The sequence below is a fragment of the Streptomyces sp. TAA204 genome (assembly GCF_000424965.1).
The window spans coordinates 367,207-392,362 of sequence record NZ_AUKW01000009.1 but is presented as its reverse complement, the minus strand read 5'-3'; the positions used below and the strand labels follow the sequence as shown (position 1 = coordinate 392,362).

25 protein-coding genes are annotated in these 25,156 nt (G+C 67.2%); 12 read left to right on the top strand and 13 right to left on the bottom strand.

All coding sequences use genetic code 11. From position 1 onward, the window contains the following. The 4 genes from mycP to H343_RS0116395 all read left to right on the top strand — a co-directional run. On the top strand, positions 1 to 1,376 hold a 1,376-nt coding region (mycP, locus tag H343_RS30995), incomplete at its 5' end, for a type VII secretion-associated serine protease mycosin (protein WP_486586922.1). Between the two features lie 80 nt (positions 1,377 to 1,456). Beyond that, positions 1,457 to 1,963, top strand: coding sequence for a hypothetical protein (locus tag H343_RS35305; RefSeq protein ID WP_158679571.1), 507 nt, complete (start codon positions 1,457 to 1,459; stop codon positions 1,961 to 1,963). A gap of 14 nt (positions 1,964 to 1,977) precedes the next feature. Beyond that, entirely contained in the window at positions 1,978 to 4,206 is a 2,229-nt protein-coding gene (locus H343_RS35300; RefSeq protein WP_158679570.1) for a hypothetical protein, read from the top strand. Beyond that, on the top strand, positions 4,207 to 5,298 hold the full coding sequence (locus H343_RS0116395; RefSeq protein WP_158679569.1) for a hypothetical protein: 1,092 nt from the start codon (positions 4,207 to 4,209) through the stop codon (positions 5,296 to 5,298). A gap of 353 nt (positions 5,299 to 5,651) precedes the next feature. Here the strand turns inward: H343_RS0116395 and H343_RS0116390 are convergent, their stop codons facing one another. The 7 genes from H343_RS0116390 to H343_RS30985 form a co-directional block, all read right to left on the bottom strand. Beyond that, positions 5,652 to 6,650 carry an IS481 family transposase gene (locus tag H343_RS0116390; protein WP_028432041.1) on the bottom strand — a complete coding sequence of 333 codons (999 nt, stop codon included), beginning with the start codon at positions 6,648 to 6,650 and terminating at the stop codon, positions 5,652 to 5,654. A gap of 111 nt (positions 6,651 to 6,761) precedes the next feature. Then, complete coding sequence (locus H343_RS0116385) at positions 6,762 to 7,418, bottom strand: hypothetical protein (RefSeq protein ID WP_028432040.1); 657 nt, start codon at positions 7,416 to 7,418, stop codon at positions 6,762 to 6,764. Position 7,419: 1 nt separating this feature from the next. Next, positions 7,420 to 9,699 (bottom strand): DUF6571 family protein, encoded by a 2,280-nt coding sequence (locus H343_RS0116380; RefSeq protein ID WP_028432039.1) that lies wholly within the window; start codon positions 9,697 to 9,699, stop codon positions 7,420 to 7,422. Next, positions 9,696 to 10,142, bottom strand: coding sequence for a hypothetical protein (locus H343_RS0116375; protein ID WP_028432038.1), 447 nt, complete (start codon positions 10,140 to 10,142; stop codon positions 9,696 to 9,698). The genes H343_RS0116380 and H343_RS0116375 overlap by 4 nt, the downstream gene beginning before the upstream one ends. Before the next feature lie 212 nt (positions 10,143 to 10,354). After that, positions 10,355 to 10,576, bottom strand: a complete 222-nt coding sequence (locus tag H343_RS30990; RefSeq protein WP_078505716.1) for a hypothetical protein — start codon at positions 10,574 to 10,576, stop codon at positions 10,355 to 10,357. A 215-nt stretch (positions 10,577 to 10,791) separates the two neighbouring features. Beyond that, positions 10,792 to 11,940 (bottom strand): DUF819 family protein, encoded by a 1,149-nt coding sequence (locus H343_RS0116365; protein ID WP_028432037.1) that lies wholly within the window; start codon positions 11,938 to 11,940, stop codon positions 10,792 to 10,794. Between the two features lie 189 nt (positions 11,941 to 12,129). After that, positions 12,130 to 13,095 carry a hypothetical protein gene (locus H343_RS30985; RefSeq protein ID WP_486586921.1) on the bottom strand — a complete coding sequence of 322 codons (966 nt, stop codon included), beginning with the start codon at positions 13,093 to 13,095 and terminating at the stop codon, positions 12,130 to 12,132. Between the two features lie 430 nt (positions 13,096 to 13,525). On the opposite strand from H343_RS30985, the gene H343_RS0116355 reads away from it, so the two are divergent. After that, positions 13,526 to 14,131 carry a dihydrofolate reductase family protein gene (locus H343_RS0116355; protein WP_051265333.1) on the top strand — a complete coding sequence of 202 codons (606 nt, stop codon included), beginning with the start codon at positions 13,526 to 13,528 and terminating at the stop codon, positions 14,129 to 14,131. Between the two features lie 109 nt (positions 14,132 to 14,240). Here the strand turns inward: H343_RS0116355 and H343_RS0116350 are convergent, their stop codons facing one another. The 4 genes from H343_RS0116350 to H343_RS0116335 form a co-directional block, all read right to left on the bottom strand. After that, positions 14,241 to 14,546, bottom strand: a complete 306-nt coding sequence (locus H343_RS0116350; RefSeq protein ID WP_028432035.1) for a hypothetical protein — start codon at positions 14,544 to 14,546, stop codon at positions 14,241 to 14,243. Beyond that, positions 14,546 to 15,025, bottom strand: a complete 480-nt coding sequence (locus H343_RS0116345; RefSeq protein WP_028432034.1) for an NUDIX hydrolase — start codon at positions 15,023 to 15,025, stop codon at positions 14,546 to 14,548. Before H343_RS0116345 ends, H343_RS0116350 begins: the two co-directional genes overlap by 1 nt. A gap of 178 nt (positions 15,026 to 15,203) precedes the next feature. Next, positions 15,204 to 15,449: a DUF397 domain-containing protein gene (locus H343_RS0116340; protein ID WP_028432033.1), complete on the bottom strand. Its 246-nt coding sequence runs from the start codon at positions 15,447 to 15,449 to the stop codon at positions 15,204 to 15,206. Then, on the bottom strand, positions 15,446 to 16,261 hold the full coding sequence (locus H343_RS0116335; protein ID WP_028432032.1) for a Scr1 family TA system antitoxin-like transcriptional regulator: 816 nt from the start codon (positions 16,259 to 16,261) through the stop codon (positions 15,446 to 15,448). The genes H343_RS0116340 and H343_RS0116335 overlap by 4 nt, the downstream gene beginning before the upstream one ends. Before the next feature lie 89 nt (positions 16,262 to 16,350). Here H343_RS0116335 and H343_RS30980 point away from each other — a divergent pair, with 89 nt between their 5' ends. After that, a complete protein-coding gene (locus H343_RS30980) occupies positions 16,351 to 16,725 on the top strand; it encodes a hypothetical protein (RefSeq protein ID WP_051265331.1) in 375 nt (124 codons plus the stop codon). On the opposite strand, the gene H343_RS0116325 is transcribed toward H343_RS30980, so the two are convergent. Continuing rightward, positions 16,709 to 17,584 (bottom strand): alpha/beta fold hydrolase, encoded by an 876-nt coding sequence (locus H343_RS0116325; protein ID WP_028432031.1) that lies wholly within the window; start codon positions 17,582 to 17,584, stop codon positions 16,709 to 16,711. The genes H343_RS30980 and H343_RS0116325 overlap by 17 nt on opposite strands. 164 nt (positions 17,585 to 17,748) lie before the next feature. Here H343_RS0116325 and H343_RS30975 point away from each other — a divergent pair, with 164 nt between their 5' ends. The 3 genes from H343_RS30975 (at position 17,749) to H343_RS0116310 (ending at position 21,233) form a co-directional block, all read left to right on the top strand. Next, positions 17,749 to 18,366 (top strand): DUF6199 family natural product biosynthesis protein, encoded by a 618-nt coding sequence (locus tag H343_RS30975; RefSeq protein WP_037903902.1) that lies wholly within the window; start codon positions 17,749 to 17,751, stop codon positions 18,364 to 18,366. Positions 18,367 to 18,715: 349 nt separating this feature from the next. Then, positions 18,716 to 19,642 (top strand): AurF N-oxygenase family protein, encoded by a 927-nt coding sequence (locus H343_RS0116315; RefSeq protein WP_028432030.1) that lies wholly within the window; start codon positions 18,716 to 18,718, stop codon positions 19,640 to 19,642. A gap of 22 nt (positions 19,643 to 19,664) precedes the next feature. Beyond that, positions 19,665 to 21,233 (top strand): FAD-dependent oxidoreductase, encoded by a 1,569-nt coding sequence (locus H343_RS0116310; protein WP_028432029.1) that lies wholly within the window; start codon positions 19,665 to 19,667, stop codon positions 21,231 to 21,233. A gap of 342 nt (positions 21,234 to 21,575) precedes the next feature. Here H343_RS0116310 and H343_RS0116305 read toward each other — a convergent pair whose 3' ends face one another. Then, positions 21,576 to 21,965 carry a VOC family protein gene (locus H343_RS0116305; protein ID WP_028432028.1) on the bottom strand — a complete coding sequence of 130 codons (390 nt, stop codon included), beginning with the start codon at positions 21,963 to 21,965 and terminating at the stop codon, positions 21,576 to 21,578. A 256-nt stretch (positions 21,966 to 22,221) separates the two neighbouring features. On the opposite strand from H343_RS0116305, the gene H343_RS30970 reads away from it, so the two are divergent. Genes H343_RS30970 through H343_RS0116290 form a run of 3 tightly spaced genes read left to right on the top strand, consistent with a single transcriptional unit; the run spans position 22,222 to position 25,106 of the window. Beyond that, a complete protein-coding gene (locus H343_RS30970; RefSeq protein WP_078505714.1) occupies positions 22,222 to 23,910 on the top strand; it encodes an MFS transporter in 1,689 nt (562 codons plus the stop codon). A 3-nt stretch (positions 23,911 to 23,913) separates the two neighbouring features. Next, positions 23,914 to 24,159: a hypothetical protein gene (locus H343_RS30965; protein WP_037903899.1), complete on the top strand. Its 246-nt coding sequence runs from the start codon at positions 23,914 to 23,916 to the stop codon at positions 24,157 to 24,159. A 41-nt stretch (positions 24,160 to 24,200) separates the two neighbouring features. Further along, positions 24,201 to 25,106 (top strand): LysR family transcriptional regulator, encoded by a 906-nt coding sequence (locus H343_RS0116290; RefSeq protein WP_028432027.1) that lies wholly within the window; start codon positions 24,201 to 24,203, stop codon positions 25,104 to 25,106. The last annotated feature ends 50 nt before the right edge of the window (positions 25,107 to 25,156 follow it).

Sequence of the window (25,156 nt, the reverse complement as noted above, 5' to 3'; positions counted from 1 at the left end):
TCGCCGGGGAAGCAGAGAACGGCGCCGCCGGTCATCGAGTAAGTGAAGCGAGCCAAAGGAACCACATGGGACTCACGGTACTGACGGTTGGACAGCTGAAGAAACTGACGGTCGGAGCCGTCAGCGTGATGCTCGTTGGTCTTGCCGCTACCCCTGCCCACGCGGAAAGTGCGCGCTCCCAGCAATGGCATCTGGACGCCATGCAAGCAGAAGAGATGTGGAAGGTGAGCAGGGGCGCGGGCATCACTGTCGCCGTCATCGACACAGGGGTCGACGAATCGCTCCCCGATCTTAAGGGACGCGTGCTTCCGGGGAAGGACTTCGCTGAAATTCCTGGTGGGCCGCACGATGACTATTCGAACCATGGAACAAGCATGGCGGCGCTCATTGCTGCGACAGGTAAGCGGGGTGGAAGGAAAGGCACTTATGGCCTAGCGCCCGGTGCGAAGATTCTTCCTCTCAGGATGGATGCCAAGAACGATGACGCGCCGAATGCCGAAGTCGCTGACGAGGAATTCGCAGAGAGTCTCGCCGCAGCAATTCGTCATGCAGCGACATCTGATGCACAGATTCTCAACATCTCCATGGCTAATACGTATCGTTCGCAAAAGGTGGATAAGGCGATCGCTCAGGCGTTGACTAAGGGAAAGCTGATCTTCGCTGGAGTCGGGAACAGCGCAGAAGAGGGAAATCCGGTTATGTACCCCGCGGCTAATCCTGGGGTGGTCGGAATAAGCGCAGTCGACAAGAAGATCGAAGCTACGGACGAGTCAGAGCATGGTTCGCAGGTAGATCTAGCGGCTCCGGGCGATGAGATGGTTGCTGCATGTCCGGGAGGAACAGGACTATGCAAGAGCCATGGCACTAGCGACGCCACCGCTATCGCCTCTGCTTCGGCCGCTCTCATCTGGTCCAAGCACCCGGACTGGACAGCCAACCAAGTCACCCGCGTTCTCGTGAACACGGCCAGCAAGGCCGACCCCGGCAAGAGCAACGACTACACCGGCCATGGCGTGATCCGTCCTCGTATCGCTCTCAAGAACCCGGGTGACCCGGGTGACCCCAGTACCAATCCCCTGCCGGGCCCGTACAACGAAGACAACGCCAAGAAGAAGGCGGAAGCTAAGGCGAAGGACAAGGACGACCACCAGGCCGCGCCGGCCGCGTCCGACGACGACGGGACTTCCACGGGCGCGTTGATCGGCTACGGCCTCGGAGGGGCCGCTGTTCTCGGCGCTGCAATCGCCACACCTCTGATTGTCCGTCGCCGCCGCACATCCCAGCCGACGGTCGCGCGGGGTTACCAGCCGCCCGCCACCCCGTGGCAGACCACCCCACCGCCACCCCAGCACCACCCCAACGACCAACGCCACTGACACAGATCCGGGGGGACTAAGTGTCGTTCGAGCAAGAGTGGGCCCAGCATCAGGCTGCAGCCCGTGAGAACTCTACGAGCATGCAGCTCAACCAGGCTGACGGCGGGGGTGGTTCAGGTGGCCCCGGGGGCGATCTTGCGACCTCCCCGGCTCAGAAGAAGAAGGCAGCCAAGTACATCGAGGAGCACCTGGCTCCCGACACGCAATCCGCCGGCAGGTTGGCAGATGAGGAGTCCAGCGCCGTAGCCGGTGGCGGATCCCCATCCGGGCCCATCATGGGGACGTTCCTCCCGCAGCAGAAGTGGCATCCACCCATGGCCTCCGCCGGAGGCGGTGGGGAGTTCAGGGACTGGGCGACAAAGTCCGGTCTCAGTACGGCTATGTCAGCGTGGGAGCGTCAGGTCAAGGCATTGGAAGGACGCCTGACTCACTACATGTCCGCGCTGCGTGGTGCCAACAATCTCTATCAGGGCCAAGATGGCCTCACAGGGTCACAGTTCAATGGAACCAATGGTCCCTTGCTCCAGTCCCCGAACTCCCCCTTTCTCACCAACCCCTCGCCCCGCAGCGGCATTTCGGACTACTGAAAAGAGAAGCTGACGTGCCGCTCACATACCACGACGTTACGACCACGCAGTTGCACATGCTCGCAGATGCGGCCAAGGCGTGGAAGAAGATGGGTAACAGGTTCGGAGAGCTTGAGAAAAATTTCGAGGACCATGTCCTGAAAGCCACTGGCGATGGCTCCTGGCGAGGAGAAGGCTTCCAGGCCGCCACCAGTGCGTCCGGGGTCATCAAGCACGAGTACGGCGCGGCCAAGGCGGAAGCCCTAGCGATTGCCAAGATTCTCAATGAAGCTCAGACCCAGTTCGCTGGCTTCAAGAAATCGATCGAAAGGATCGTCAAAGAAGCAGAGGGCAAGAACTACAGGGTTAACGTTCATACCGGTGAAGTGACGTACGACTGGGGGTCTCTGACTCCGGAGGAAATTCGGACGATCAAGAACGATCCTGAGAACCTTCGCGTGATCAAGAAGGCCGAGCGCGGTTTCACAAGCAGCATCAAGAAGTTGGTCAAGGAGGCCGATGATGCTGACCATGGAGTCAAACTTGCCCTCACCGCTGCTGTCACGGATACGGATGGCAAGGGCAGTCTCAACGGCTTCAACAGCGCTGCCGAAGGGGACATGGAGAAGGTAGAGGCCAAACGAGCCTCCGAGCTTGCCACAAAGTTGGACTCTGAAGGCAAACTGCCTCCGCGGGAGATTGCGGAGATGAGGAGACTGGCGCGGGACAATTCACATGATACTGCGTTCAGCAGGACGTTGCTGAACAGTCTCGGCCCCCAGGGCACAGTTGAGTTCACGAACAATCTGAACATGGCCGCCCGTGATTCGGACTCGGGAAACAAGTCCGGCTATTTGGCCATTGAGAAGGGCTTGGCAAACAGCCTGGGAACTGCCACCAAGGATACCGATTCCACTTTCTACAAGAAGTGGCGTGAAGAAATGAAGAAGGTCGGCGTCCAGAGATTCGATGACGCACTCCCCTCGGCGGTCGGCCAGAAGTCTTCTCAGCCACGTGGTTACCAGTCCATGCTTACTTTGATGGAACAGGGCGACCCCAAGAGTTTCTCTTCGGAAATGCTGCAGGACCTCGGACAGGACATCAGGGCTGCAGAAGACCCTGACAAGGGTGGTGATTCAGATATCTGGGATCTTCCAGGTACGCACTCGGGGAAGAGTGACGGTTGGTTCGCCAATGACCCCATGGACAGCACTCTGGGAATCATGAGTCATCAACCGGGCACTGCCACAGAATTTTTGGATCCCGGCCCTGACAAGGAAAACGATATGCTTCGCTACCTGATTAAGGAACGGGACTGGGAAATCAGCGAAGAAACCACCTGGACAGGTAATGTCTCGCACACGAAGGGAATCGAAGACGGCGACAGTCGCATGGGCCTGGGACGCGCGATGGAAGCGGCGGCGACTGGACAACAGCCCTTGGGCCCGGATGACCCCCCTCGGCCGAACGCCACACATACGTCGCCACAAGCGAGGGTGATGGAATCAGCCATCAATCTTACCGATCCGGGCGTTGGAGGTGATGGTATCCACAAAAATGTTCAGCGACCGTTGGCAAATGCACTGGCAGACTATGCACCGGACACACATGAATCGCTGGATCGAGTGTCGGATGAAGGGACGAATCCCGGTGTCAGGGGGTCAGCGGACGATGCGCGGATGTTCGCGGAACCTGGCGCGTTGAGACGCGTTATGCGTGGTGTCTCGGATGATCCAGATGCGTATACCCTGCTCCACCAAGCGGAGCGTGAACAGATCAAACAGGAAATAGCGTCACTTCCAAGCGATGCTAAGCCGAATAGCCTCGTTGTGGAAGATACGATGGGGCATGCCGCCAAGAGTATGGGTGTGTTTGACGCGATCAAACAGGATATCACCACTGATATCAGAGATGATAAGCAAGCGGAGGCCGACTGGAACGCCAAGGTGGTTTACCACATCGTCGGTGGTGCGTTGACGCCTATTCCAGGTGCCGGGGACGCCGTGCAGCGGGGGATTGATACGTGGACATGGAACATGTCGAATGATCAGAAGGAATCTGCTACCACCGAGGCAAATGCAAAAATCGCAGAAAGGTATCTGGAGTCTGAATCCCAAACGCGCCATTTCGTAGGGGATTGGGGCGAGCGCGCGGGTTATGCACGGGACAGCCCTCAGATCAATGTCTTGCAGGAAGCTGCTATGCAGGCTCGCCACGACGTGCGCGATGAGACAAGCAGTCAACTCGGCAATGGGGACTACTAGGTGCGTATCAAGCGAAACTTGTGGGCCATAGTGGCCTGCCTTGCAGTACTCGGTCTCGCAGTCGCGGCCTACTTCCTTTTCCTTCTCCCGAAGAAGGAAAAGGAAGCTCTCCGAGCCCTTTGCGGGAGTGCGGTGGAGACTCGTGATGTTCACCGCGTACTCGGTAGTGAGGATTTTGGTGCCGTTTCCGACTCGTCCAGGGGTACAGAAGATTCGTCCGAGCTGTCCGAGTGCGAAGTTGCAGTGTCCGGGGCCGGCAAGCGGGTGGTCTTCCAGGTGGGCGATGAGTCGGATGCGTCTGACGTGCTGCGGGAGATGATGCACGCCGATGTGTCGTTGCCTGGTGCCACTTCGGCGTCGATCGGCGGTGGATGGCCTGGGGTGGTCACCGTTCAGTACAGGGAGACGGCGCACGCGACTGTGATACTCCCTTGCACGGCGAAGGGCGAGGAAGCCCGCGTGATGGTGAACGTGACTGCCCATTTGCGCGGATCTGATTTGTTCGAGGACCGGGGGAAACTCGCGGACCTAGCCAGGACCGCGACGGGGACGGCCGAGAAGTCGGCGAGGCAGCGTGGGTGCGGTGGCTCGGTGGAAGGTGATGTGGTGGGTGAACGTATCGCGCAGACACCGAATGGCGCTGAGCCGCAGGACATAGCGCAGGCTTCTGGAAGTTGTCGCTTCGCCCGTGAGGTGGCAGGGACGGCCCGGAAGTGGGGTATCGAAAGCGTGGCCGGGACGACTGCCGACAAGGTGGCCCCTGTTGAGGAGTGCCTGCTGCTGAACGATGATGGCGACGCCGTGTATCGGCTCACGGCGTTGCACGATGTACTGGCCGATGCGTTTCGTGGTGCGGCTTCCTTTCGTGAGGTCTCCGGTGAGGCCGGGCGGGATGAGGATCAAGAGGGTTGGGCATGGGGAAGTGCCAACTGTGCTGATGATCAACCCCGTTCGCTGTACACGGTGAGCAATCTTCACACCGGATACGTGGAGTTTTTCGAAACCAGTCCATCGTTCGAGCGTGAGGCGTTGGAGGCTTTTGCAGAATGGTCAATCGACCGGCGTCAGTGCACCGGGTTGGAACTTCCATAACGTCTCTAACCAGTACGAATAACGTCGCGGCCGAACAACTTGACCTGTTGGCAATCTGGATTATCGCGTTACTGTGGATGCTCTGGAGTCTTGTCCTGGCTCTGAACTTCAAGGGCACGGCTGAATCTGTGTTCGCCTTCTACGCCCGAAGGGGGAAAGTCGGCAGCGCCAGTGTCGGGACTATCCGCATTGTCGGATGGTGGGGGGTTGGGGTGTGCACACTCATCCTGCTGCCGGACGTCCTGAGCATTGTTCTTTGAACTTGGGTCGAGAAAGCTGGGACGTGGAGTGCGAATCGTCGCCCCATCCTCAGTGCAGGAGCGGGGTCATCCGCCTGTGACTTGGAGGCCAGGTTAGCTGTGATGTCCAGCCAGGTTGTCCAACCGGCTGATGGGTGGAAGGCCACTGAGTGCTGTGTGGGGCCGGTGGTGGTTGTACTGGTGAAGCCATCCTTCCAGGGCTGCTCGTCGGGTGTCTTCGGTGCGGTAGAGCTTCTTGTAGGCCCAGCCATCTGACATGGTCCGGTGGAGTCTTTCGATCTTCCCGTTGGTCTGGGGACGGTAGGGCCGGGTCTTCTTCATCGTGATACCGAGTTCTTCGCAGGTGTCGCGCCAGAGGAAGGATTTGTAGGCGCTGCCGTTGTCGGACAGCACTCGCTCGACGGTGACGCCACGTTCGGCGAACCGGGCCACTGCCCGATGAAGCACACCGACGGCCGTTGCGGCCCTCTCGTCGTCGTGGCATTCGGCGTAGGCAACGCGGGAGTAGTCATCGATGGCGGTATGGACGAAGCAAGTCCCTACGGCCGGCCGGTAGTTGCCGCCGTGGCGTCCGGTGCGTCGTGAGGTCGATGCAGAGTTGCGGTAGCCCTGCCGGCGTCCGAGGTAGCGCCAGCCACCTCCGTCGGGGATGTTGCCGAACTTGGTGACGTCGACGTGGATCAGCTCGCCGGGCCGAGAGCGTTGGTAGCGCCGGGCGGGCTCGCCGGTGACCCGGTCCGTATGCGAGAGCCGGCTGAGCCGACACCGGACCAGGACCGCATGGACAGTCGAGGCCGGCATCCCGAGCTGGGCGCCGATCTGTACCGGCCCCAGTCGCTGCTTCCACCGCAGGTGCACAATCTTGCGGACCATGGGCTGCCGCGTCTTGGCGTGCTGGGTCCGTCGGGCCGAGGACCGGTCGTTCATTCCGACCGGCCCTTCCTCCCGGTAGCGCTGAGCCCACTTCGCCGCAGTACGCCACGAAACGTTGAAGAACTCAGCAGCCCGCGAAGGCGGCCAGCCGTCCTCGACGATCAGACGCGCCAGGCGCAGTCGGTGTTTCGGGGTCAGCGCAGCGTTAACGTGAGCCACGAAGGCCTCCTAGGTGGAGAGGTTCCTAGACAGCTCCACTCCACATCCGGGAGGCCTTCACCTATCTACGGCACGCCGTATCCGATCGCACAACGTGCCTGGGCATCACAGTTAGCCCGTGATCTTCCGGGGGAGTTGCGAGGGAGTCGAGCACTTCGCGCGGGTGTGGGCGGCGTCGGCCGTGGTGAGGGCCAGGGTGGTCAGGGCACGGCGGGTTTCGGCCGGGGTGCCCTGAAGGGTGTGCTTCGCGTGGACCTCGATGCTGAGTTGGTGGGCGCCGCCCGGGAGTTCGCCCTCCGGGACGCATTGGACGAGGATCTCGGCGGTGCGGTTTGTGACCACTGCTGCTTCGCCTGCCTCGAAGCTCTTCTTCGGGCCGCTGGCATCGGGCGCCGAGGCGTGTGCACGGGAGGGATCGTCGAGCCAGTCCTCGGCCGATCCGAATCGTGCCAGTTCGGCCCCGGCCACCAGCAGTTGGTCGCCGTCGCCGTTGATGAAGCAGGTGGACTGCCAAGTGGTGTCGTCGGTGGTGCGGGGTGGGTTGGTCTCCTCGGTGCTGTAGTCGCCGCGGGTGGGGAGGACCTTGTTGAGTTCCGTTGCCGCCCGGTCGCCGTCGCCGAGTGCGGAGCACACGGCGTCCGCCCGGAGTTCGCCGCGTTGCTGGGCCGGGAAGGGCACCGTGCCGGTGAAGTAGCCGAGGGCGCTGTAGACCAGCGCCGCGGCCAGCACGGTGGCCGCGGCGCTGAGCTTGAGGGTCTTGGCCGTCACGTCAGTCGTCCGAGTCGAGGCTGCCGGGGACGCCTTCGCCGTCGATGTACTTCTGGACGTTGGTGCCGGCGTTGTTGAAGCCCTCCTCGGCGTGTTCCGAGGCGCCGGCGATGATGTGCGGTGAGGGCTGCCCGGTGGCCTCGGAGGCGTTGCGGGCCTCGCGTTCGACGAGTGTGTACGTCGAGTCCTCGGTCGCGCCCCACTCCTCCCCGTTGCGGTAGATGACCTCGCCGGCGCTGTCCTTCTCCATGCCGCCGAAGATGGCGTCGAGGATCTGGTCCGCGCCGGTGGTGGCGACGCCGCCCGCGACGATCGATCCCGGTCCGCTGAACGGTGCCGTGGCGACGCCGACTCCTACGCCGACGAGGCCGCTGCCCCACTCCTTGGCGCTGTCGAGCGCCCCGTTGAACTCGGCGTCCTTCGCGCCGCCGTCCACTTCCGCCTCGTACGCTCGTCCCGCGCCGATGGTGCCCTGGATTTCGCCGGCCCGCTCCGAGATCCTGCCGATGGTCGAGTTGAGGTTCTCGCTGTCGCTGAACGCCGGGTCATTGATGTAGGCGTTCGGGTTCTCGAAGTGGTGCTGCATGAGTGCGGCGGTGTAGTTGTGCTGGCCGACGTTGACGGCGGCGTTGCCGTCGGGGTCGCGGCCGACGGTGTGCAGGAAGCGGGTGACGTCCTGCTGGCTCAGGTCCGGTGCCGCGGCGCCCGAGATGGGGTAGAGCCTGTCTTCGCCCTCCTGGGCGGGGTCCAGGGCGCGGTGGATGTCGGGCATGTACTCCGCCGACATCCGGCCGAAGCTGTCGCCCATGCTCATGTGGTCCAGCAGCCGGTCGGGGTCCGCGGAGACGGACTGGACGACCCTGGAGTAGAGGTCGGCCTGTTCCTGGCTGTGGGGAATGTTCTCCAGCGTGGGGCTGGTGCCCGAGGGGTGGCCGGTGGTCGCCGCTTCCAGGGCGCGGCCCATGGCGTTGTGGCCCTCGTCGCTCTCGTTCATGTCGTCGTTGTGGTCCGGCACCCAGTTGCGCTCTTCGAAGAGGTAGTCGAAGTTGCTGAGCGTCTTCTCCTCGTCGTCGCTCTTGAGGTCGCCGTACTCGTCGTTGAAGAACTCCGTCGAGGCTTCGGGGTTGTTGCCGAGGGCGTGCATGTAGCCGGTCATGGGGTCGATGCCGGTGTCGGAGCCGGTGCGGTTGAGTGCCAGGCCCATGGGGGTGTGCCAGCTGATGTCGGCGTTGTCGGTGCCCTGCGTCCGTTCCTTCTCGGTCGCCATGAGCGCGTTGCCGTACTCGTTGAGGAACTTGTCGTCGAAGTCGCCGTACCGCATGAGGTTGCTCATGATCGGGAAGCCGTTGGTACGGGCGCTGCCGGTCTCGATGGTCTTGTCGCCCAGGCCGACCATGTCGCGTTCCCAGGTCCGCATCGCCGTGCTGTCGGACTGTGTGGCGGTGGCGAGGGTGAGGCTGAGGTTCTTCTGGAGGTCGCCGTAGTCGTCGACCCGTTCGCTGCCCAACTCCATGGAGTCGTGAGGGTCGTTGATGGTCGCCCAGAACTTCAGGGTGCCCTCCGGGCCGAGTTCCGTGGCGAAGCGTTCGGCGAAGAGGGCGTCGCCGCTGTGCTCGCCCAGGCCGTCCTTGAGCTCGTCGAACTCCTCCGGTGACAAGTCCTTGGGGTCCTTGGCGAGTTCGGCCATGCGCTCGGCCTCGCGCAGGGCGTCGGCGGCGGTGTCGCGGTCGGAGTAGGAGATGTCGGCGAAGCCGAACTGGGTGGAGTTCACGATGGCGCGCAGGGCGTCGGCGGCTGTCGTGTCGCTCGTGGTGGCGTTGTTGAGGATGGTTTCGATGTCGTCGCGCAGGGCTTCGGCGTGGCTCTCGTCGTGGTCGGGGAGGGAGTCCGGGTCGGAGGAACGGTCGGGGTGGACGTTCATCGTGACGGTGAAGGAGTCCCCGGTCTCCGTCACGGTGAGGTTGTGGTCCCGGATGCCCCGGCTGATCCTCTCGTTGAGCTGGGTCTTGTAGCCCTGGAGCTCGGTCTTGGTGTCGTTGAGGATGTTGTAGATGGACTGGGCCTCGGTGTGCGCGTCCTTGAACTCGCGGGAGGTCTTGGTGATGAACTCCCGGCTGACGGTCGCGTTGGCGCCGGCCCAGTCGGCCTTGTCCGCCTTGCCCTTGAGTGCTTCGTTCGCGTCGTCGGAGAGCGTCTTGAGCTTCTTGACCATGTCGGACCAGTCGGTGACTGCCTCGCCGAGGGAGGAGAAGTCGGCGAAACGCAGAGCGCTGAGTTTCACTGCCGCTGAGTCCTCTCGTCGAAGCCCTCGCCGAGCTCGCTGACGCTGAAGGTGGTGGCGATGTAGTGCTCGTCGCCGGCGTGCGCCTTCTGCGTGTAGTCGAGGTGGTTGGAGATGTGCGCGCACGACTGGAGAAGGGTGTTGACCTGGCTGTTCCAGGTCTCCGCCACGTCGCCGAGAGCTCCGCCCAGTGAGAAGTCCTCCTTGAGCGCGTTCCCGGCCTTCTGGCTGGACGCCTTCGCGTGGTCGCCGTCCTTGTCGAGACGCTGGTACAGCTTGAACGCCTCGTCGCCCACCGCCGCCAAGTCCTTCTGGCTGACCCGCAGATCACCCGTGGGAGCGCCACCGCCGCCGCCCGGATCGAGCCGGTTGAGCTGCATGCTGACTGACTGCTTCTGAACGGCGGCAGACTTGTGCTGCGCCCACTCTTCTTCGAACGACATCCGGCTCGATTCCCCCGTGCACGGTGATGATGCGGAAGGTTTGGCACCAGAAGGTAGCGCGGGTGGCGCGAAGACGCACCCCGCAAGCGGGTTGGTTCACCAACGTCCCTTTTGTGACAGCCCAGCCGAGCCGAAAGAAGGCGGTGCGGGGCAGCGACGTCTATGGCCCGGTCGCCAACCTCTCCGCGATGGCGCCTTCGTCATGCGGGCGGTCACGCCGGCTCTGCGCGCCGCTTGGTGCGCTTGCGCCACAGAACCAGCCAGGTGGCGCACACCACCACGAAGAACGTGACCGTCGGGGTGAGGGCACCGTTGTGGTAGGCGGCCCGCAGGCGGTCGTAGTCGGTGGCCAGCGCCAGGAGCGCCACGAAGAGCAGCGTGATGAGCGCGCATGCCGCTTCCAGCAGACGCAACATGACCTGGCCCGCGCTCATGTCATCTCCTCTTCCACTCCGGCCGCCGTAGTCCCTCAGTTCGCGGGCGATACGGACGGTTCGACCTCGGTTCTTACGACCTTCCGTCCGTCCGCGCTCTTTTCGTGCTACGTCTCGATGAAGTGCCGGACCGGACAGGAACGTTACCCCCGGACAGGTTCCGCCGAAGTGCACGGTGGAACCTGTCCGGGACGGCGCGCTGCCGGGCCGTGCCGTCAGAGCACCGAGAGGATCTGGACGGTCGCCAGGCCCAGGAACGTCCCCATGAGCGAGCCGATCAGCGCGAACAGCACCCCGACCGGCACCAGTTGACGGTTGAAGGCGCCGGCGACCACCGGAGCGGAGGCGACACCGCCGATGTTGGCGGTGCTGGCCACGGCCAGGCTGAACAGTTCGGCGCGCGCGAGCTTGGCGTACACCGCCATCACGGCGAGGTGGACGACCAGGACGACCATGCCCGCCACCAGATACAGCGGTGCTTCGGTGAGCGAGGTGAAGTCGGAACCGGAGGCGATGATGCCGATGATGACGTAGAGCATGACCGTCGCGAGCTGCGAGGAACCCGCGGTCCTCCCCAGCGGCGTGGACGCGATCACCAGGCCGAGCGCGCTGACGATGAGGATGGCCCAGGTGGTGCCGTCGACGACGTCGCCGAGTTCGGGCAGCAGCCCACCCACCCAGGTCGCCACGGCGGAGGCGAACAGGCTGAAGCCGATCAGCGTCATGAGCGACGTCAGGTCGATCGGGCGTTCCTTCTCTTCCGTGACCGTGTGCGCGTCGAGTTGGGTGGTCCCGGCACGGGTCCAGCGGTTGAACCGTTCGGAGAAGGCGACCGAGGAGAACATCAGCAGCAGCCACAGCGAGTAGAGAACGGTGTCCACGATCAGTACGTAGCCGAAGAGGTTCTCCGGCGCGTGGACGATGCCCTGCACCGCCGCCATGTTCGCGGAGCCGCCCGTCCAGGAGGCGGCCAGCGCGCCCAGTGCCTTGTCCGCCTCCGGGTCGAGCGCGGCCTGGAGGAGCAGATAGGCGACGACGAATCCGAGGACGATGCTGACGGCGGCGACCGTGAACGTCAGCAGCAGCTTCGGCCCGAGCTTGACGATCTTGCGCAGGTCGCACTTGAACAGCAACAGCAGGATCATCGCCGGGAGAAGGGCGTCCTTCACGGCTCCGCCGGCCGTCTCGACCGACTCGGACTCGCCGAAGACGCCGAGGGTGTTGAGCAGGGCCGCGCCGAGGTACAGCAGGACGATCCCCGGTACGTACTTGAAGACACGGTGTTCGCGTCGCTGGGTGACATAGACGATGGTGCCGGCGAGTGCGAGCAGCACGCCGAGGTACAGAAAGCCGTCGGTGATCATATGTGCGCGCTCACCCCCCGCGCCTCAAGGCGGGAAAGCGGGTCCAGGCTGCGGACTTGGGCGTGGGCCGGTGTGTGCCGTCCCCGGCCCGGGAGGGACGGAGCGGCGTAGGTGGGGGGAATCATCGTGGCATTGTGCACGCCACGGGCATTGAGCGCTGTGCCGCTGCGGTTGCGTTTGTCGCCGCGGCTACGGCCGATGTTGTGACGGCCGCCGCGACTGCGGGTGCGACTGCGGCTGCGGGCCCGTCCGTTGGGAACTCGCGCGGGCCGAGGGCTGCGCCGGGCGGCAGTCGCGGCAGTGGCCGGGGGCCCGGCTGCGGAAGGCGCGGTCGCAGCCCTCGCAGGTCTGCAGCGGTACGGGAGCGGGACGTCCGGACGGACAGGCGGCGGAGCGGGCATCGGGGAGCAACTCGCGGAGGCGGTAGGCGAGAAGCGCGGCCGGGCCGGCGGTCAGCCGCTCCGGGAGGTTGGTGGTCATCGCCTGAGTGACGTGCGACGGCCAGGCGCCGCGCCGGAACCAGGCGTCGACAGCCGGAGCCAGACGGGTCATGTCCCGTTCGGTGAGGGCCAGTCGGGGATCGTGGGTGCGCAGCGCCGCCAGTACGCCGAGGGCCTGGGGCGACGCGGGCGACGCGGGCGACGCGGGTGAAGTGGCTGGAGCGGCTGGAGCGGGCGGGGTGGCTCCGGGCGGCGGGGTCGGTGTCCCGGGTACCTCCCCTACGGGCGCGGGCGCGGGCACGAGAGCGGGTGCGGGTGCGGTCGTGGCTGTGGCGGCTGCCGGGGTGTCCGGTGGGGGAGCGGCGTCCGGGTGCGGTGACGGGGACGGTGCGGAGGGGCTGTCGTAGACGAACGTACGCGTGGTGAGGCGGCCTTGAGGAGTGCGTTCGAGACGCCGCTCCAGCCAGCCCTCGGCCTCCAGTTCGTTGAGGGCACGGCCGAGAAGGGTCTCGCCCTCGGTGAAGTGGGCCTGGAGCGCGTCGATGGTGATCGGGGTGCCGTCGGCGACGGAGAGGACGTAGGCCGCGACTCCCACCGTGACTGCGCTGCCCGAGCGTTGAGCGAGGCGGTTCGCGAGGATTGTGAAGTTCTCGCGGTGGCGCGAGCGGACGTGGACGACGCCGGACGAGGGCGCGTTAAGGTGCTGGACAGCCATCGGGAAGGTCTCGCTTCCGGATCGGTAAGGCCCTCGGTCGGGATGCCAGTCCCGGCCGGGGCCGTCTTTGTGTGCGGATTCCGTTGCGGAGCGTAACCCGCGCCGGGGAGAGGTGGCGACCAAATCACCCGTGTGGGCGACCCGTTGGCATGACCTGCGCGCGGGGGCCGGTGGGTGGGTTCCTTCATCCCGGTCCTTACCGGGATCTCCGGGGCGACCGGGGCCCGGTACGGCCAGGCCCGGCCAGCGGCGACCGGAGCCGGGCGGGCCGGGCTCCGGTGGCGGGCAGGCGGCACCCCGCGAGGCGTCCCGAGACGGTCGCCACGTCGCAGCGGGCAGCTTCCGGAAGCGCTCTCCGGGTGGCCCTGCGATGAGTTTCGAGGGGGAGGCGGGTCGACCAGTACGAGGGAGACCGACGAGAGGAACGATCATGGGCGCCGCAGAGACACCCGGGAACGCCGGCATCAGGTTCATCCCGGACACGGAACGACAGACCGCCGGGGGAAAGGTTCTCTGGCACTTCAGCATGTCGCTGGACGGGTTCGTGGCCGGACCGGACCACGCGATGGACTGGTTGACGGGTTTCACGTCCCGGCCCGGACTCATCGAGGAGTACACCGGGACGACCGGCGCCGTACTGGGCGGCCGCAAGGGGTGGGACGCCTTCCCCGATGCCGGAAACCTCTACGGCGGCGCGTGGCAGGGGCCGCTCTTCGTCCTGACGCACCATCCTGAGGACGCTCAGCCCGCCGACGGCGTGACGTTCCTGAGCTGCGACGTGGCCGAGGCGGTCCGGATCGGTCTGGAGGCCGCCGGCGGCAAGAACCTCGAGGTCCTCTCGCCGACGATCGGCGCGCAACTCCTTCAGCGCGGGCTGATCGACGAGATCGACCTGCACATCGCACCGGTGCTCCTCGGCGACGGGATCCGGCTGTTCGACAACCCGGGCGGGGCCCCCGTCCGCCTTGAACTGCTCAACGGCGCCGATCGCTCAGCCGAGGTGAACCTGCGCTACCACCCGCTCGTGGCCGGTTGACGGCGCGTCGACGGCGTTCCGGACCAGTGGTGCCTGATGGCTGCAGTCGGAACGGCGACGGCCGGGCGGTTCCGGCAAGTTGCCGACCCGGTGCGGCCCGGCACGTTCCTCACCTGCCGGCGCGGCGTTCGGCCTCGTCCTTCTCGGCTCGGCGCAGCTCCTCTTCATGGCGGCGCAGCCGGCTGGCCACGGTTCCCGAGGTGAGCAGGACGGCGCCGACGGCCGAGAACGGTACCGAGAGCGTCAGGGGTACGAGCACCCACGCCAGTTCGTCGCCGTTGAAGGGCTGCTGGGTGAGCAGTTGCCAGAACGCGCAGAGCCACAGCGCCGCGGCTGCCACCAGCAGCGCCCAGCCCCATCCGGTGCGTAAGTCGGCGCGGGCGCGGAAGTTCTGCTCGACTGCGAGCGGGTGCATCACATCTCCTCGGCCGTGGTCATTCGGGCACGGAAGAGGGCCAGGGTTTCGGCCAGTTGGGAATGCCGCGGATGGGGCAGCCCGTCCGGGGCGAACCAGTCGAGTGCGTCGAACTTGTGGGGTTCACCGATGGCGACCGTGGCCGGGTCCAACTCGACGGCGAAGACGACCGCGACCCAGTGAGAGGTCGGCGTGCCTCGCAGGATGTTCCGGACGCCGAGCGTCTCGACGGTGAGGGGCTCAGCGGTGTACTCCTCGCGGACCTCACGCGTGACCGCCTCCTCTAACGACTCACCGTGTTCGAGAGCGCCTGCTCCGGTGTCCCACGTGCCCGGCTCGTCCCGCGCCCCCGGGCTGCGCCGGGCGAGGAGGACGCGTCCCGCGCCGTCGTGGCAGACGAAGACGCAGGAGACGGTCGGTGCCGTCAGCGCGCGGTCGCGGGGGCGTTCAGGTGGTGCGGTGTGCTTGCCCTCAGCCATCTCCGGTCGCCGCCTGCGTGTTGTGCCTCAACCTGGACCTCCCGAGCCGTCGCGGAACGGTTCTGGACCGTAACCAGGCGGGGTCCGGGAACGCCAAGGGTTTTCGGCGCGCGACGAGCGGCCTCCCCGGCGGCGGGGAACGTCCCCGCTGCCGGGGAGCGGCAGGTCAACTTCGTGCTCAGGCCGAGTGCGTGGCGTAGCGGATGAAGGCCGACCACTCGTCCGGGGTGACACTGAGCACCGGACCGGCGGGGTCCTTGGAGTCGCGGACGTGGACGGTGGAGAGGTTGGCGGCCACTTCCACGCAGTTTCCGCCTTCGGTGTCGCTGTGGCTGGACTTCCGCCAGGCGACGGCGACTTCGACGCAGTCGCCGCCTGCGGTTCCGCTGTAGCTGGACTTGCACCAAGCGAGTTCGCTGCTCATAGCTCGTCTGCCACCCTTCTGATGAACCGGGCTGATTCCTCGGCGCTGAGCGCTTGCATTCGGATCATGCCATGACGGTCGTTCAGTACCTGGAGTGTTTCCGGGGCGGTTGAGAGGCAGCGCATTTCGTGCCCCTCCTCATACGCGTACCGCACGTGCTCATCGGTCTCCAACAGGACAAAAGCCCCGTCCAAGCCGGCGTGGGCGCCCGTATCGGCTGGGAGCACCTGGATCGACACGTTGCGATATTCGCTCAGCTTCACCACGTGGTTCAGTTGTCGGCGCATGGCTTCCCGTCCACCCACCAGTGTGCGGAGTGCGGCCTCGTAGATGACAAAACTGAAGCTCACGGTCGACTTGTCAGTCAGCATCTCTTGCCGCTGCATCCGCGCGGCCAAGCGTTCACCGATCGTCTCGTCGTCCAGCGGCGGGCGGTATGCGTGCAGCAGAGCGCGTGCGTACTCCTCGGTCTGCAACAGCCCAGGGACGAGCAAGGGCTGGTACGAGTGCAGCGCGATCGCCGTCGCTTCCGCCTCCATGAACTCATGGGTACGCGCCGGGTACTTCTCCGGCTCCAAGTAGTCCGTCGCCGCGTGGAGTTTGCCGCCAGCCCCGCACATGTCGTCCGCGACCTCCAGGACGCGCCGGGTCGGCTTGCGGCGCCCCTGCTCCATGGACTTGATCGCTTCGTAGCTGTAGCCCGCCTCCTTGCCGAGGTCTTCCCGGCTGACGTCCGACTGGAGGCGCCAGCGCTTGAGTTGGTTGCCGCAGTAGCGCCATGCGACGGGCGGCTGGCTGCTGTCGATGGTCATGGGTGCTCACCGTCCCCCTCTTCGGTACGCCACTCTGCGTACCGGGATCGTTACTGGTGAGCATATGTACAGGTCAGCACGGTGGGGGCATGAATGACGGAACTCAGCGTGACCAGTCCCGACAGCGCGGCCACCGGCTCCTGCCGTGGAGCGGCGAGGACGGCAGGCCCTGCTATCTCTCCTCCGACGGAGACGGATTCATCGACGCGCTCGCGGACCACATGGAGGAGACGCAGCTCGGGCTCGGGAGCGATCTGCTGCTCCATGTCCGGGAGTTGCTGACCGTCGGAGAGGCGTCAGGGGAGTCGTCGGCGGGTGAGCAGGAACTGCGCTTCCTCGTGCAGCGGTTGGCGGAGGCGCTGCGCGACGCACTGCGGGTCGCGGAGTCGCGGGGCGAGCGGCTGGCTCGGCATGAGCCGGAACGGGTGGCGGACCGAAGGGCCTGGTTCACCCCGTCTCCGTGAGGAAGTCCTGGAGCAGGCGCGTGAGCGATCCGGGGGCGTCGACCCAGGGGAAGTGGCCGACGCCGCCGAGGGTCTGGTGCCGCGCGTTCGGGAACGACTCGGCGACCGCTTCGCCCGCCCGTACCCCCGTGACCGCGTCGCGGTCGCCCGTGACCACGAGGACCGGTGTCTCCACCTTGCGCACGGCGTCCAGGATGGAGTTGCGCGCGGGTTCGTCGACGCCCTGCCAGAACCCTGCCCTGGGCACCGGGTTGAGCTGGTCGCCCTCGCCTGCGGCGTGTTCGCGCTGTGCCGCCTCCCAGCGTCCGTACGCCATCGGGGCGGCGCGCAGCAGCAGTTGACGGATCTCGGGCATGTCGGTGGCCTCCTCCAGGCGTCTCACGGCCTGGTGCGCCTCTTCCCACCAGTCTCCTTCGGAGGCGCGTGACTCGAAGATCTCCCGGGCGTCGTCGGGGAGTTCGCCCTGGAGGCGGGAGCCGGGGTTGAGCAGTACGAGGTGGGTGAGGCGTGCGGGGTGCGCTGCCGCGTACGTCTGGGCGGTGGCTGCCGCGGCGTCGTGAGCGAGGAGCGCGAAGCGTTCCAGGCCCAGGTGGGCGCGGAGGGCCTCGGTGTCCTCGGCGAGGCCGGGGAAGGCGTACTCGCCGGGGTCGTCTGCGGTGGGGGAGTCACCGGTTCCGCGTGAGTCGGGGACGATCAGCCGCCGGTACGCGCTCAGTCCGCCGAGGTCGCCGAGGTACGCGGCATCGCGGGCCGGGCCGCCGGCGAGGCACAGCAGGGGAGGGCGGTCCTGGTTGGCGGGGCTGTCGCCGAGGACTCGGTAGCTGAGCTCGGCCCCGTCGTACGAGGTGAAGTAGGGCATACCTCTCAGCGTGCCCCAGGAACGGGCGGCCACGGGTACGGTCGCCGTCGCGGCGGGGCGGTGTCGCAGCGGGGCGGGCGTGGTGGAGCGCCGCGCGGAGCCGTCAGCCTGTCCGGCGTCGTCCGGCGCCGGGTGTCGACACTCACGGGGAGAGCAGCGTCCGCATGTCCAACTACATGGTCCTGTTCATGGTGCTGGGCGTGATCCTGGTGATCCTGGCCTGTATCGATCCCAGGAACATCTACTGGGGCACGCAGTCCTGGAAGTACCGCGATCCGGAGGCGAATGAGCCGTCGGAGAGCAGATACGGCCTCTACCGGGTGCAGTTCGTGCTGGGCGCGCTGGTCGCGTTCGGCGTCAGCGGCTACATCTGGCACGACGGTGAGGCGGCCACCACCGACAAGGACGAGATGGCCACCGTGGTGCAGCGGACCGTGGACGAACTGGAGAACGGCTCGTGGCCCGTCCCCCTCGGGAGTGAGACGAGCGAGGAAACGGTCTGGCGCTTCGAGGAGCGGCTCGACGCGGCGACGGACAAGGTCAACGAGGAGGCCTACACGGGCTTCGGTCCGCAGCGGGGCGGTGTCGAGCGGGAGGGGCCGGACCCCGAGCCTCCGTCCGCGGACGGCACGGTGAGCTTCACCCTCGTCAACGAGGAGGGCGAGCATCCCTGGTGTCTGACGATGGGCGAACTGCCAGGCGGCTCGGAGGGCGTGGAGGGCTCCACCGGGTCCGGTGCGAACTTCTACGCCGAGTCACGCGCCGGCGCCTGCGCCCCGTAGGGGCCTCGGTCTCCCCGTTCCGCCGCGCTCAGCGGTCCCGGCGGCCCCGGAGGGCCTGACGGCGCAGGTGATCTCCGGGCGGAAGTCTGCTGTCGCTGCCGGTGGGAGTCCGGTCCGGGCGGCTGCCGCGAGACCCGGTGAAGGCCGGCGCGGCCGCTGCTCCCCGCCCCCTGGCCCGTCGCGGGGATCTCGACGCTGTGCCGGTCGTCAGTCGGCGCGAGTCTGCGGGTTACGCGGGGGTAGGCAGGCGGCGATCGTTGTTATAAGGTCTGTCAACAAGATACTGTTACCGCTGGTAATAATCGCGGGGAATGAGGCACTTCACGGAACCGACTCGAGGAGTCGCAGCATGGCCAGCAGCATCTCGCAAGCAGAGACCACGAGCCGCACCACGAGCCGTACGCCCGAGGACGACACCGCGCGGCGGCTGCTCGACTCGTCCGCGCAGCTCTCCTACGACCCGCTCACCGAGGTCGACTGGGACACCCCGCTGGACGAGGACTTCCACGGAGCCAGCCCTGAGTGGAGCACCCTCTACGGCACGGAGTACTGGAGCGAACTGACCGACGCGCAGCGCAAGGCGCTGACCCGGCAGGAGGCCGCCTCGGTGGCCGGTACCGGTATCTGGTTCGAGATGATCCTCCAGCAGATGGTGCTGCGGGACATCTACGCGAAGGACCCGGCCAGCGACACCTTCCAGTGGGCGCTCACCGAGATCGCCGACGAGTGCCGCCACTCGATCATGTTCGCCCGTGGCGCGAAGAAGCTGCGGGCGCCGGCCTACCGCCCGCACCGGGTGGCCATCGAACTCGGCCGGTTCTTCAAGACCGTCGCGTTCGGTGAGGCCGCGTACGCGGCGATCCTGGTCGCCGAGGAGGTCCTCGACGTCATGCAGCGCGACTGGATGCGCGACACACGGGTCGTGCCGTTCGTCCGCACCATCAACAACATCCATGTCGTCGAGGAATCACGGCACATGAAGTTCGCCCGCGAGGAGACCCGCAGGCATCTCGCACGCGCAGGACGAGTGCGCCGGCACGTCCACTCTTTCATGATCGCGGTGGCGGCCTACGTCATCGTCACCAGCATGGTGAACCGCAAGGTCTACGCGAACGCCGGACTGGACGAGGAACGCGCCCTTCGTGAGGCGAAGAGCAACGAGCACCACAAGTCGATGATGCGCTCCAGCTGTTCGGGCCTGATGGAGTTCCTGGCGTCGGTGGGGCTGCTCACCAGGCCCGCGCTGTTCTTCTACAAGCGCGCCAACCTCATCTGACGACCTCACGCGAGCGGACGACATGGCATACGCGATCACCCAGACCTGCTGCAAGGACGCCACGTGCGTGTCCGTCTGCCCGGTCAACTGCATCCGTCCCGTGCCCGGGGAGCGGGACTTCGGCAGTACGGAGATGCTGCACGTCGACCCGGAGACCTGCATCGACTGCGGCGCCTGCGCCGACGCCTGCCCGGTGGACGCCGTCCTCCCGGTCGACGCTCTGACCGCCGATCAGCGGGAGTACGCCGACATCAACGCGGCCCACTTCGGGCACACCGAGGAGAAGCCGCAGGCGGAGGAGCCGGGACCGGGCGGCCCCGGACCGAACCTGCACGCCTGGGGCGAGCCCACCTTCGAGCGCGTACTGCCCTCGGACTTCGGGCCGCTGCGGGTCGCGATCGTCGGCACCGGTCCGGCGGGCATGTACGCCGCCGAGGATCTGCTGCTGCACACCCGGGCAGAGGTGACGCTCGTCGACCGGCTCCCGGCCGCCGGCGGACTCGTCCGCTACGGCGTCGCCCCGGACCACCAGGCGACCAGGAAAGCGGGCGACGCCTTCGCCCGCTTCCACACGCATCCCCGCGTGCGGATGCACCTCGGCCTGGAGGTGGGCCGGGACGTCACGGCGGAGGAACTCGCCGCACACCACGATGCGGTGATCTACGCGGTGGGCGCCGCCGCCGACCGGCGGCTGGGCGTCCCCGGGGAGGACCGGACGGGCAGCGTCTCCGCGAGAACCGTCGTCGCCTGGTACAACGCGCATCCGGAGGTCGCACCGGACGCCGTCGGCCTCTCGGCCGAACGCGTCGTCGTGGTCGGCAACGGCAACGTCGCCCTCGATGTCGCCCGCATCCTGGTCTCCGACCCGGAGACACTGGAGGACACCGCAATCGCCCGTCACGCGCTGGCGGAACTGCGCCGCAGCAAGGTGCGCGAAGTGGTGCTGCTCGGGCGCCGCGGTCCGGAACAGGCGGCGTACACCCGCTCCGAACTGCTCGCTCTGAAACATCTCCCCGAGGTGGACCTGATCGTGGACGACCACGATCCGCGTATCGGGGAGATGATCGACACCGCCGGGCCGAAGGACAAGGCGGCGGTACTGCGGGGCGTGACGCGGGAGGCCGTCGACTGGTCCACCTCACCGGGCGGGGCGGGAGGGCGGCGCCGCATCGTCTTCCGCTTCCTCTCCGCGCCCGTGGAGATGTGCGGCGACGAACACGGTGGCGAACACGGCGGCGAACACATCCGTGCCGTGCGCGCCACGGGCGGGAACGGCGAGCTGGAGATCCCGGCAGGCATGGCGGTGCGGGCGGTCGGCCACCGCGGAGTGCCCCAGGCGGGGCTGCCGTTCGACGAGGCGACCGGGACCGTCCGCCACGAGGGCGGCCGGGTGACCGGCAGGGCCGGGACGTATGCGGTGGGCTGGATCAAACGCGGGCCCTCGGGAGGGATCGGGGCCAACCGCTCCTGCGCGGCCGAGACGGTCGGCGCCCTGCTCGCCGACGCCGTCGCGGGCGTACTGCCCGCGCCGGCCGGCGGGCCGAAGGCATTCCACCGCCTTGCACGCCGCCGCCGACGCCGCCGCAAGTGACCCGCGCTCCAGCAGACCGCGCAACTCGGGTTGGCCTTCGGTGTGATCCGTCCAGAACGGATTGCCGGATTCGGCGGCGACCGCGTGCACGTCTGAGGGGCCCGGTGTGGCAGGCCGCGCGAGACGGCGGTGACCTCGACAGCGTTGCCCCCGTTTCCTTCAGGTGGTCGCTGTCCTCGGGGAGGCGGGCGACCTCGGCCGCCGGGCACCGCGCTTGGAGCCGCCGGCGCCGGACTGGGCGGCACGGCAGGTAATCGCAGGGTGCCCGACCGCGAGTACACCGGGAAGAAGCAGTGGCTGAGGGTCGCACCCGCGCTGCGGTGCGACCCTCAGCACCTGTGCTTACGAGGTCCAGCCGCCGTACGGCACGGTGATGAGTTCCATGGCGTGGCCCACTGGATCCATGAAGTACACGCCGCGGCCGCCGTCGTTGTGGTTGATCGTGTCGGGGTATTGCCGGCGCGGGTCGGCGTAGTGCTCGATGCCGCGCCGGCTGATCTGCGCGTACGCCGCGTCGAACTCATCCTCTGAGATCAAGAAAGCGTAGTGCTGGGGAACGATCCGTTCCGCGGGGACAGTGGCGAAGTCCAGCGTGACGCCGTTGCTCAGATCGACCGCGATGAACGGGCCCCACTCGGCGGTGATCTCAAGGCTCAGCAGGTCCGCGAAGAACTCTGCGGACTCCCGGTTGTCCCGGGCGTGGACGATCGTGTGATTCAACTCAACTGTCAAGGAATGCCTCCGAAGGCACCTCCTGACACCTCCATGCCTCACCCAGCCGGTGACCGACACGCGATGTCGCCGTAGATCCTAGTCGTGCCAGGTCAGGTTCGCTCGGGATCGGGTCCGACGGGTGAGGAGTTGGCTGCGGTCCGGTGTGATCTGGAGGACCTCGCAGCTGAGAAAGCGGCACTAGGACCAATGGCCGACGGGCCATGCCGACGAAAGGCAGATGCCGAGTGTCGGCGGTCGGCCATACCGTGCGCGTATGACTGCGTATGGGGACGGCCCGGGAGAGGCCGGTGAGGCGGCCGGAGGCGGGGGTGCCGGGTCCGTCAGCGGGACCGTGGCAGGGGCCGGCGGCCCGGAGCGGGGGTGGGCGAAGGCGAACCAACGGCCGGGTGCGGGCAGTTCGCCCTCCTCGGCCACCCGGGTCGCTTCGACATCCGCGCCCTCCTCGTCCTCCGTGCCCTCGTCGGCTTCCGCGTCCTCCTCGGCCTTCTCGGCTCCTGCGGACCCCGCCGTCCTCGGCCCGCCTCCCCGGGAGGAGAGCGTCCTCGGGCGCGGCTACCGCGCGCTGACGCTCGGGATCGTCTCCGTCGTCTTCCTCATCGCCTTCGAGGCGACGGCGGTCGGTACGGCGATGCCCGTGGCCGCCGACGAGCTGAACGGCGTCTCCGGCTACGCCTTCGCCTTCTCCGCCTACTTCACCACCGCCCTGCTGGGCATGGTCGTCTCCGGCCAGTGGAGCGACCGGCGCGGGCCGCTGCCGCCGCTGGCGACCGGGATCGGGACGTTCGCGGCCGGGCTGGTGCTCTCGGGCACGGCCGTCACCATGGGGATCTTCGTACTGGGCCGCGCGGTGCAGGGCGTGGGCGGCGGACTGGTCATCGTGGCGCTGTACGTGACGGTCAGCCGGGCCTACCCGGAGCGGCTGCGGCCGCCCGTGATGGCCTCGTTCGCGGCGGCGTGGGTCGTGCCGGCCGTGGTGGGGCCGCTGATAGCCGGATCGGTCACCCAGCATCTGGGCTGGCGCTGGGTGTTCCTGGGCATTCCGGCCCTGGTCGCCGTCCCCCTGGCGGTGATGATGCCCGCGCTGCGCCGGGCCGCGTCGGGGCCGCCGCCCGGCGGGGACGGGCCGGAGGGGCCGCGTCCCGTGGACCGGGGACGGCTGAGGTTCGCCGGGGTGCTGGCCGTGGGGGCCGGGCTGCTCCAGTACGCGGGGCAGGAGTTGAGCCTCTTCGCCCTCCTGCCGGCGGTCGCCGGGGCCGCGCTGCTCGTACCGGCCGCGCTGCGGCTGCTGCCGCCCGGCACGTACCGGGCCGCACGCGGGCTGCCTGCCGTGGTGCTGCTGCGGGGGATCGCGGCGGGCGGGTTCATCGTCGCGGAGAGCTTCGTGCCGCTGATGCTGGTCAGCCAGCGCGGACTGTCGGTCACGATGGCCGGGCTGACGCTGGCGGCGGGCGGCGCGACGTGGGCGCTGGGGTCCTTCACACAGTCGCGGCCACGGCTGGGACCGTACCGGGAGCGGCTGGCACGGGGCGGAATGGTGCTGGTGACGGGCGGTGTCGCGTACGCGCCGGTGGTGCTGGTGCACGCCGTTCCGGTGTGGACGCTGGCCGTGGCGATGGCCGTCGGCTGCTACGGGATGGGCCTGGTGATCTCCTCCACGAGCGTGCTGCTGCTCCAGCTCTCCGCGCCGGACGAGGCGGGCAGGAACTCCGCGGCGCTTCAGATGTCCGACAGCCTCTCCAACGTGGTGCTGCTGGCGGCCACGGGCGCGGCGTTCGCGCTGTGCGGGGGCGGGGCGGTCAGCGTGGGCGGCGCGCACGGGCCCGCCGCGGCGGGCGGCGGGGCCGCGGACGGTCAGCCGCTCGCGTTCGTCGCCGTGTACGCCCTCTCGGCGGTGGTGTGCGCGGCGGGTGTGGGGGTGGCGGGGCGGCTGCGGAGCCGCTGACTCGTGCGGTACCGGTATGTACCCGACGGTGCCGTTCCGGCGTGGCTGAAGAGTCTTCGTCTTGATGACAGGCTCACCGAAGCGCTCAAGAAGCAGGCGGAACTCGAAGGGTGCAGTGTGCACGCCGTCGTGCTCCGGGCCGTGAAGCGGTACCCGGTGCGGGACACGGGCGAGGCCACGGTGCGGGAGAACGCGGTCAGGGAAGCCGACGACGTGGCAGCGGGCAGCGTGATCCCCAAGTCGTCCTGAGGGGATGTCGCCGCGACCCAAAATCCGCTTATGGTTCGGGCATGTTCGACTCGCGGCACCTACGGACGTTCCACGAAGTGGTGCGCGCCGGTTCGTACTCGGCCGCCGCCCGGACGCTCGGCTACACCCAGCCCGCGATCACACAGCAGATGAAGGCACTCGAGCGTTCCGTCGGTACCCCGCTGTTCATACGCGTGGGCCGCCGGATGCGGCTCACCGAGGCGGGGGAGGCGCTGGAGCGGCACGCCGGGGTCATCCTGGAGCGCATCGAGGCAGCGCAGCAGCAGATGTCGGCGATCACGCGGCTGCGCGCGGGGAAGGTGCGGATGTGCGCGTTCCCCAGTGCGGGAGCGACGCTCGTACCGGAGGCGCTGGCGCGGCTGGCGTCCGAACACCCGGGTGTGCGGGTCGAGTTGCAGGAGGCGGAGCCGCCGGACTCGCTGCGCCGCGTCGTCGACGGCGAGTGCGACATCACCCTCGCCTTCACCTATCCCGGGCTGCACGAACAGGTGCCGGAGGAACTGGTCGAGATCCCGCTCATGGAGGACCAGTTGACGGTGCTGCTGCCGACGGGGCATCCCATGGCCCGGCGCCGCGCGGTCAAGCTCGCCGATCTGGCGGAGGAGCGCTGGATCGCCGGGTGCCTGCGCTGCCGGGCCAACTTCCTCCACGAGTGCGCCGAGTTGGGATTCGCGCCGGACATCGCCTTCACCACCGACGACATACTCGTGGTGCAGAGCCTGGTCGCCGAAGGGCTGGGCATCGCGATGATGCCGGGGCTGGTGCTCTCCTTCCTCGTGCACCGTAAGGTCACCGGGAGGGCCCTCGACCCCGCTTCCCGGCGCCAGGTCTCCGCGTATGTGCTGCCCGAACACCTGGAGACACCGGCCACCGCGCTGGTGCTGGAGGAGCTGAGGTCGGCCGCCGCGAACCGTGTGGGGTGTTAGGGGGAGTCCGACAAATCCCGTCCGGGACGCGGTGGCCGCGCTCGTCGTGG

Bases quoted from the DNA above. Each gene is read 5' to 3' on its own strand.
- H343_RS35305 (WP_158679571.1), top strand. From the start codon at position 1,457: ATGCAGCTCAACCAGGCTGACGGCGGGGGTGGTTCAGGTGGCCCCGGG.
- H343_RS0116375 (WP_028432038.1), bottom strand. From the start codon at position 10,142: ATGTCGTTCGAAGAAGAGTGGGCGCAGCACAAGTCTGCCGCCGTTCAG.
- H343_RS30990 (WP_078505716.1), bottom strand. From the start codon at position 10,576: ATGAGCGCGGGCCAGGTCATGTTGCGTCTGCTGGAAGCGGCATGCGCG.
- H343_RS0116365 (WP_028432037.1), bottom strand. From the start codon at position 11,940: ATGATCACCGACGGCTTTCTGTACCTCGGCGTGCTGCTCGCACTCGCC.
- H343_RS30985 (WP_486586921.1), bottom strand. From the start codon at position 13,095: ATGGCTGTCCAGCACCTTAACGCGCCCTCGTCCGGCGTCGTCCACGTC.
- H343_RS0116355 (WP_051265333.1), top strand. From the start codon at position 13,526: ATGGGCGCCGCAGAGACACCCGGGAACGCCGGCATCAGGTTCATCCCG.
- H343_RS0116350 (WP_028432035.1), bottom strand. From the start codon at position 14,546: ATGCACCCGCTCGCAGTCGAGCAGAACTTCCGCGCCCGCGCCGACTTA.
- H343_RS0116345 (WP_028432034.1), bottom strand. From the start codon at position 15,025: ATGGCTGAGGGCAAGCACACCGCACCACCTGAACGCCCCCGCGACCGC.
- H343_RS0116340 (WP_028432033.1), bottom strand. From the start codon at position 15,449: ATGAGCAGCGAACTCGCTTGGTGCAAGTCCAGCTACAGCGGAACCGCA.
- H343_RS0116335 (WP_028432032.1), bottom strand. From the start codon at position 16,261: ATGACCATCGACAGCAGCCAGCCGCCCGTCGCATGGCGCTACTGCGGC.
- H343_RS30980 (WP_051265331.1), top strand. From the start codon at position 16,351: ATGAATGACGGAACTCAGCGTGACCAGTCCCGACAGCGCGGCCACCGG.
- H343_RS0116325 (WP_028432031.1), bottom strand. From the start codon at position 17,584: ATGCCCTACTTCACCTCGTACGACGGGGCCGAGCTCAGCTACCGAGTC.
- H343_RS30975 (WP_037903902.1), top strand. From the start codon at position 17,749: ATGTCCAACTACATGGTCCTGTTCATGGTGCTGGGCGTGATCCTGGTG.
- H343_RS0116315 (WP_028432030.1), top strand. From the start codon at position 18,716: ATGGCCAGCAGCATCTCGCAAGCAGAGACCACGAGCCGCACCACGAGC.
- H343_RS0116310 (WP_028432029.1), top strand. From the start codon at position 19,665: ATGGCATACGCGATCACCCAGACCTGCTGCAAGGACGCCACGTGCGTG.
- H343_RS30970 (WP_078505714.1), top strand. From the start codon at position 22,222: ATGACTGCGTATGGGGACGGCCCGGGAGAGGCCGGTGAGGCGGCCGGA.
- H343_RS0116290 (WP_028432027.1), top strand. From the start codon at position 24,201: ATGTTCGACTCGCGGCACCTACGGACGTTCCACGAAGTGGTGCGCGCC.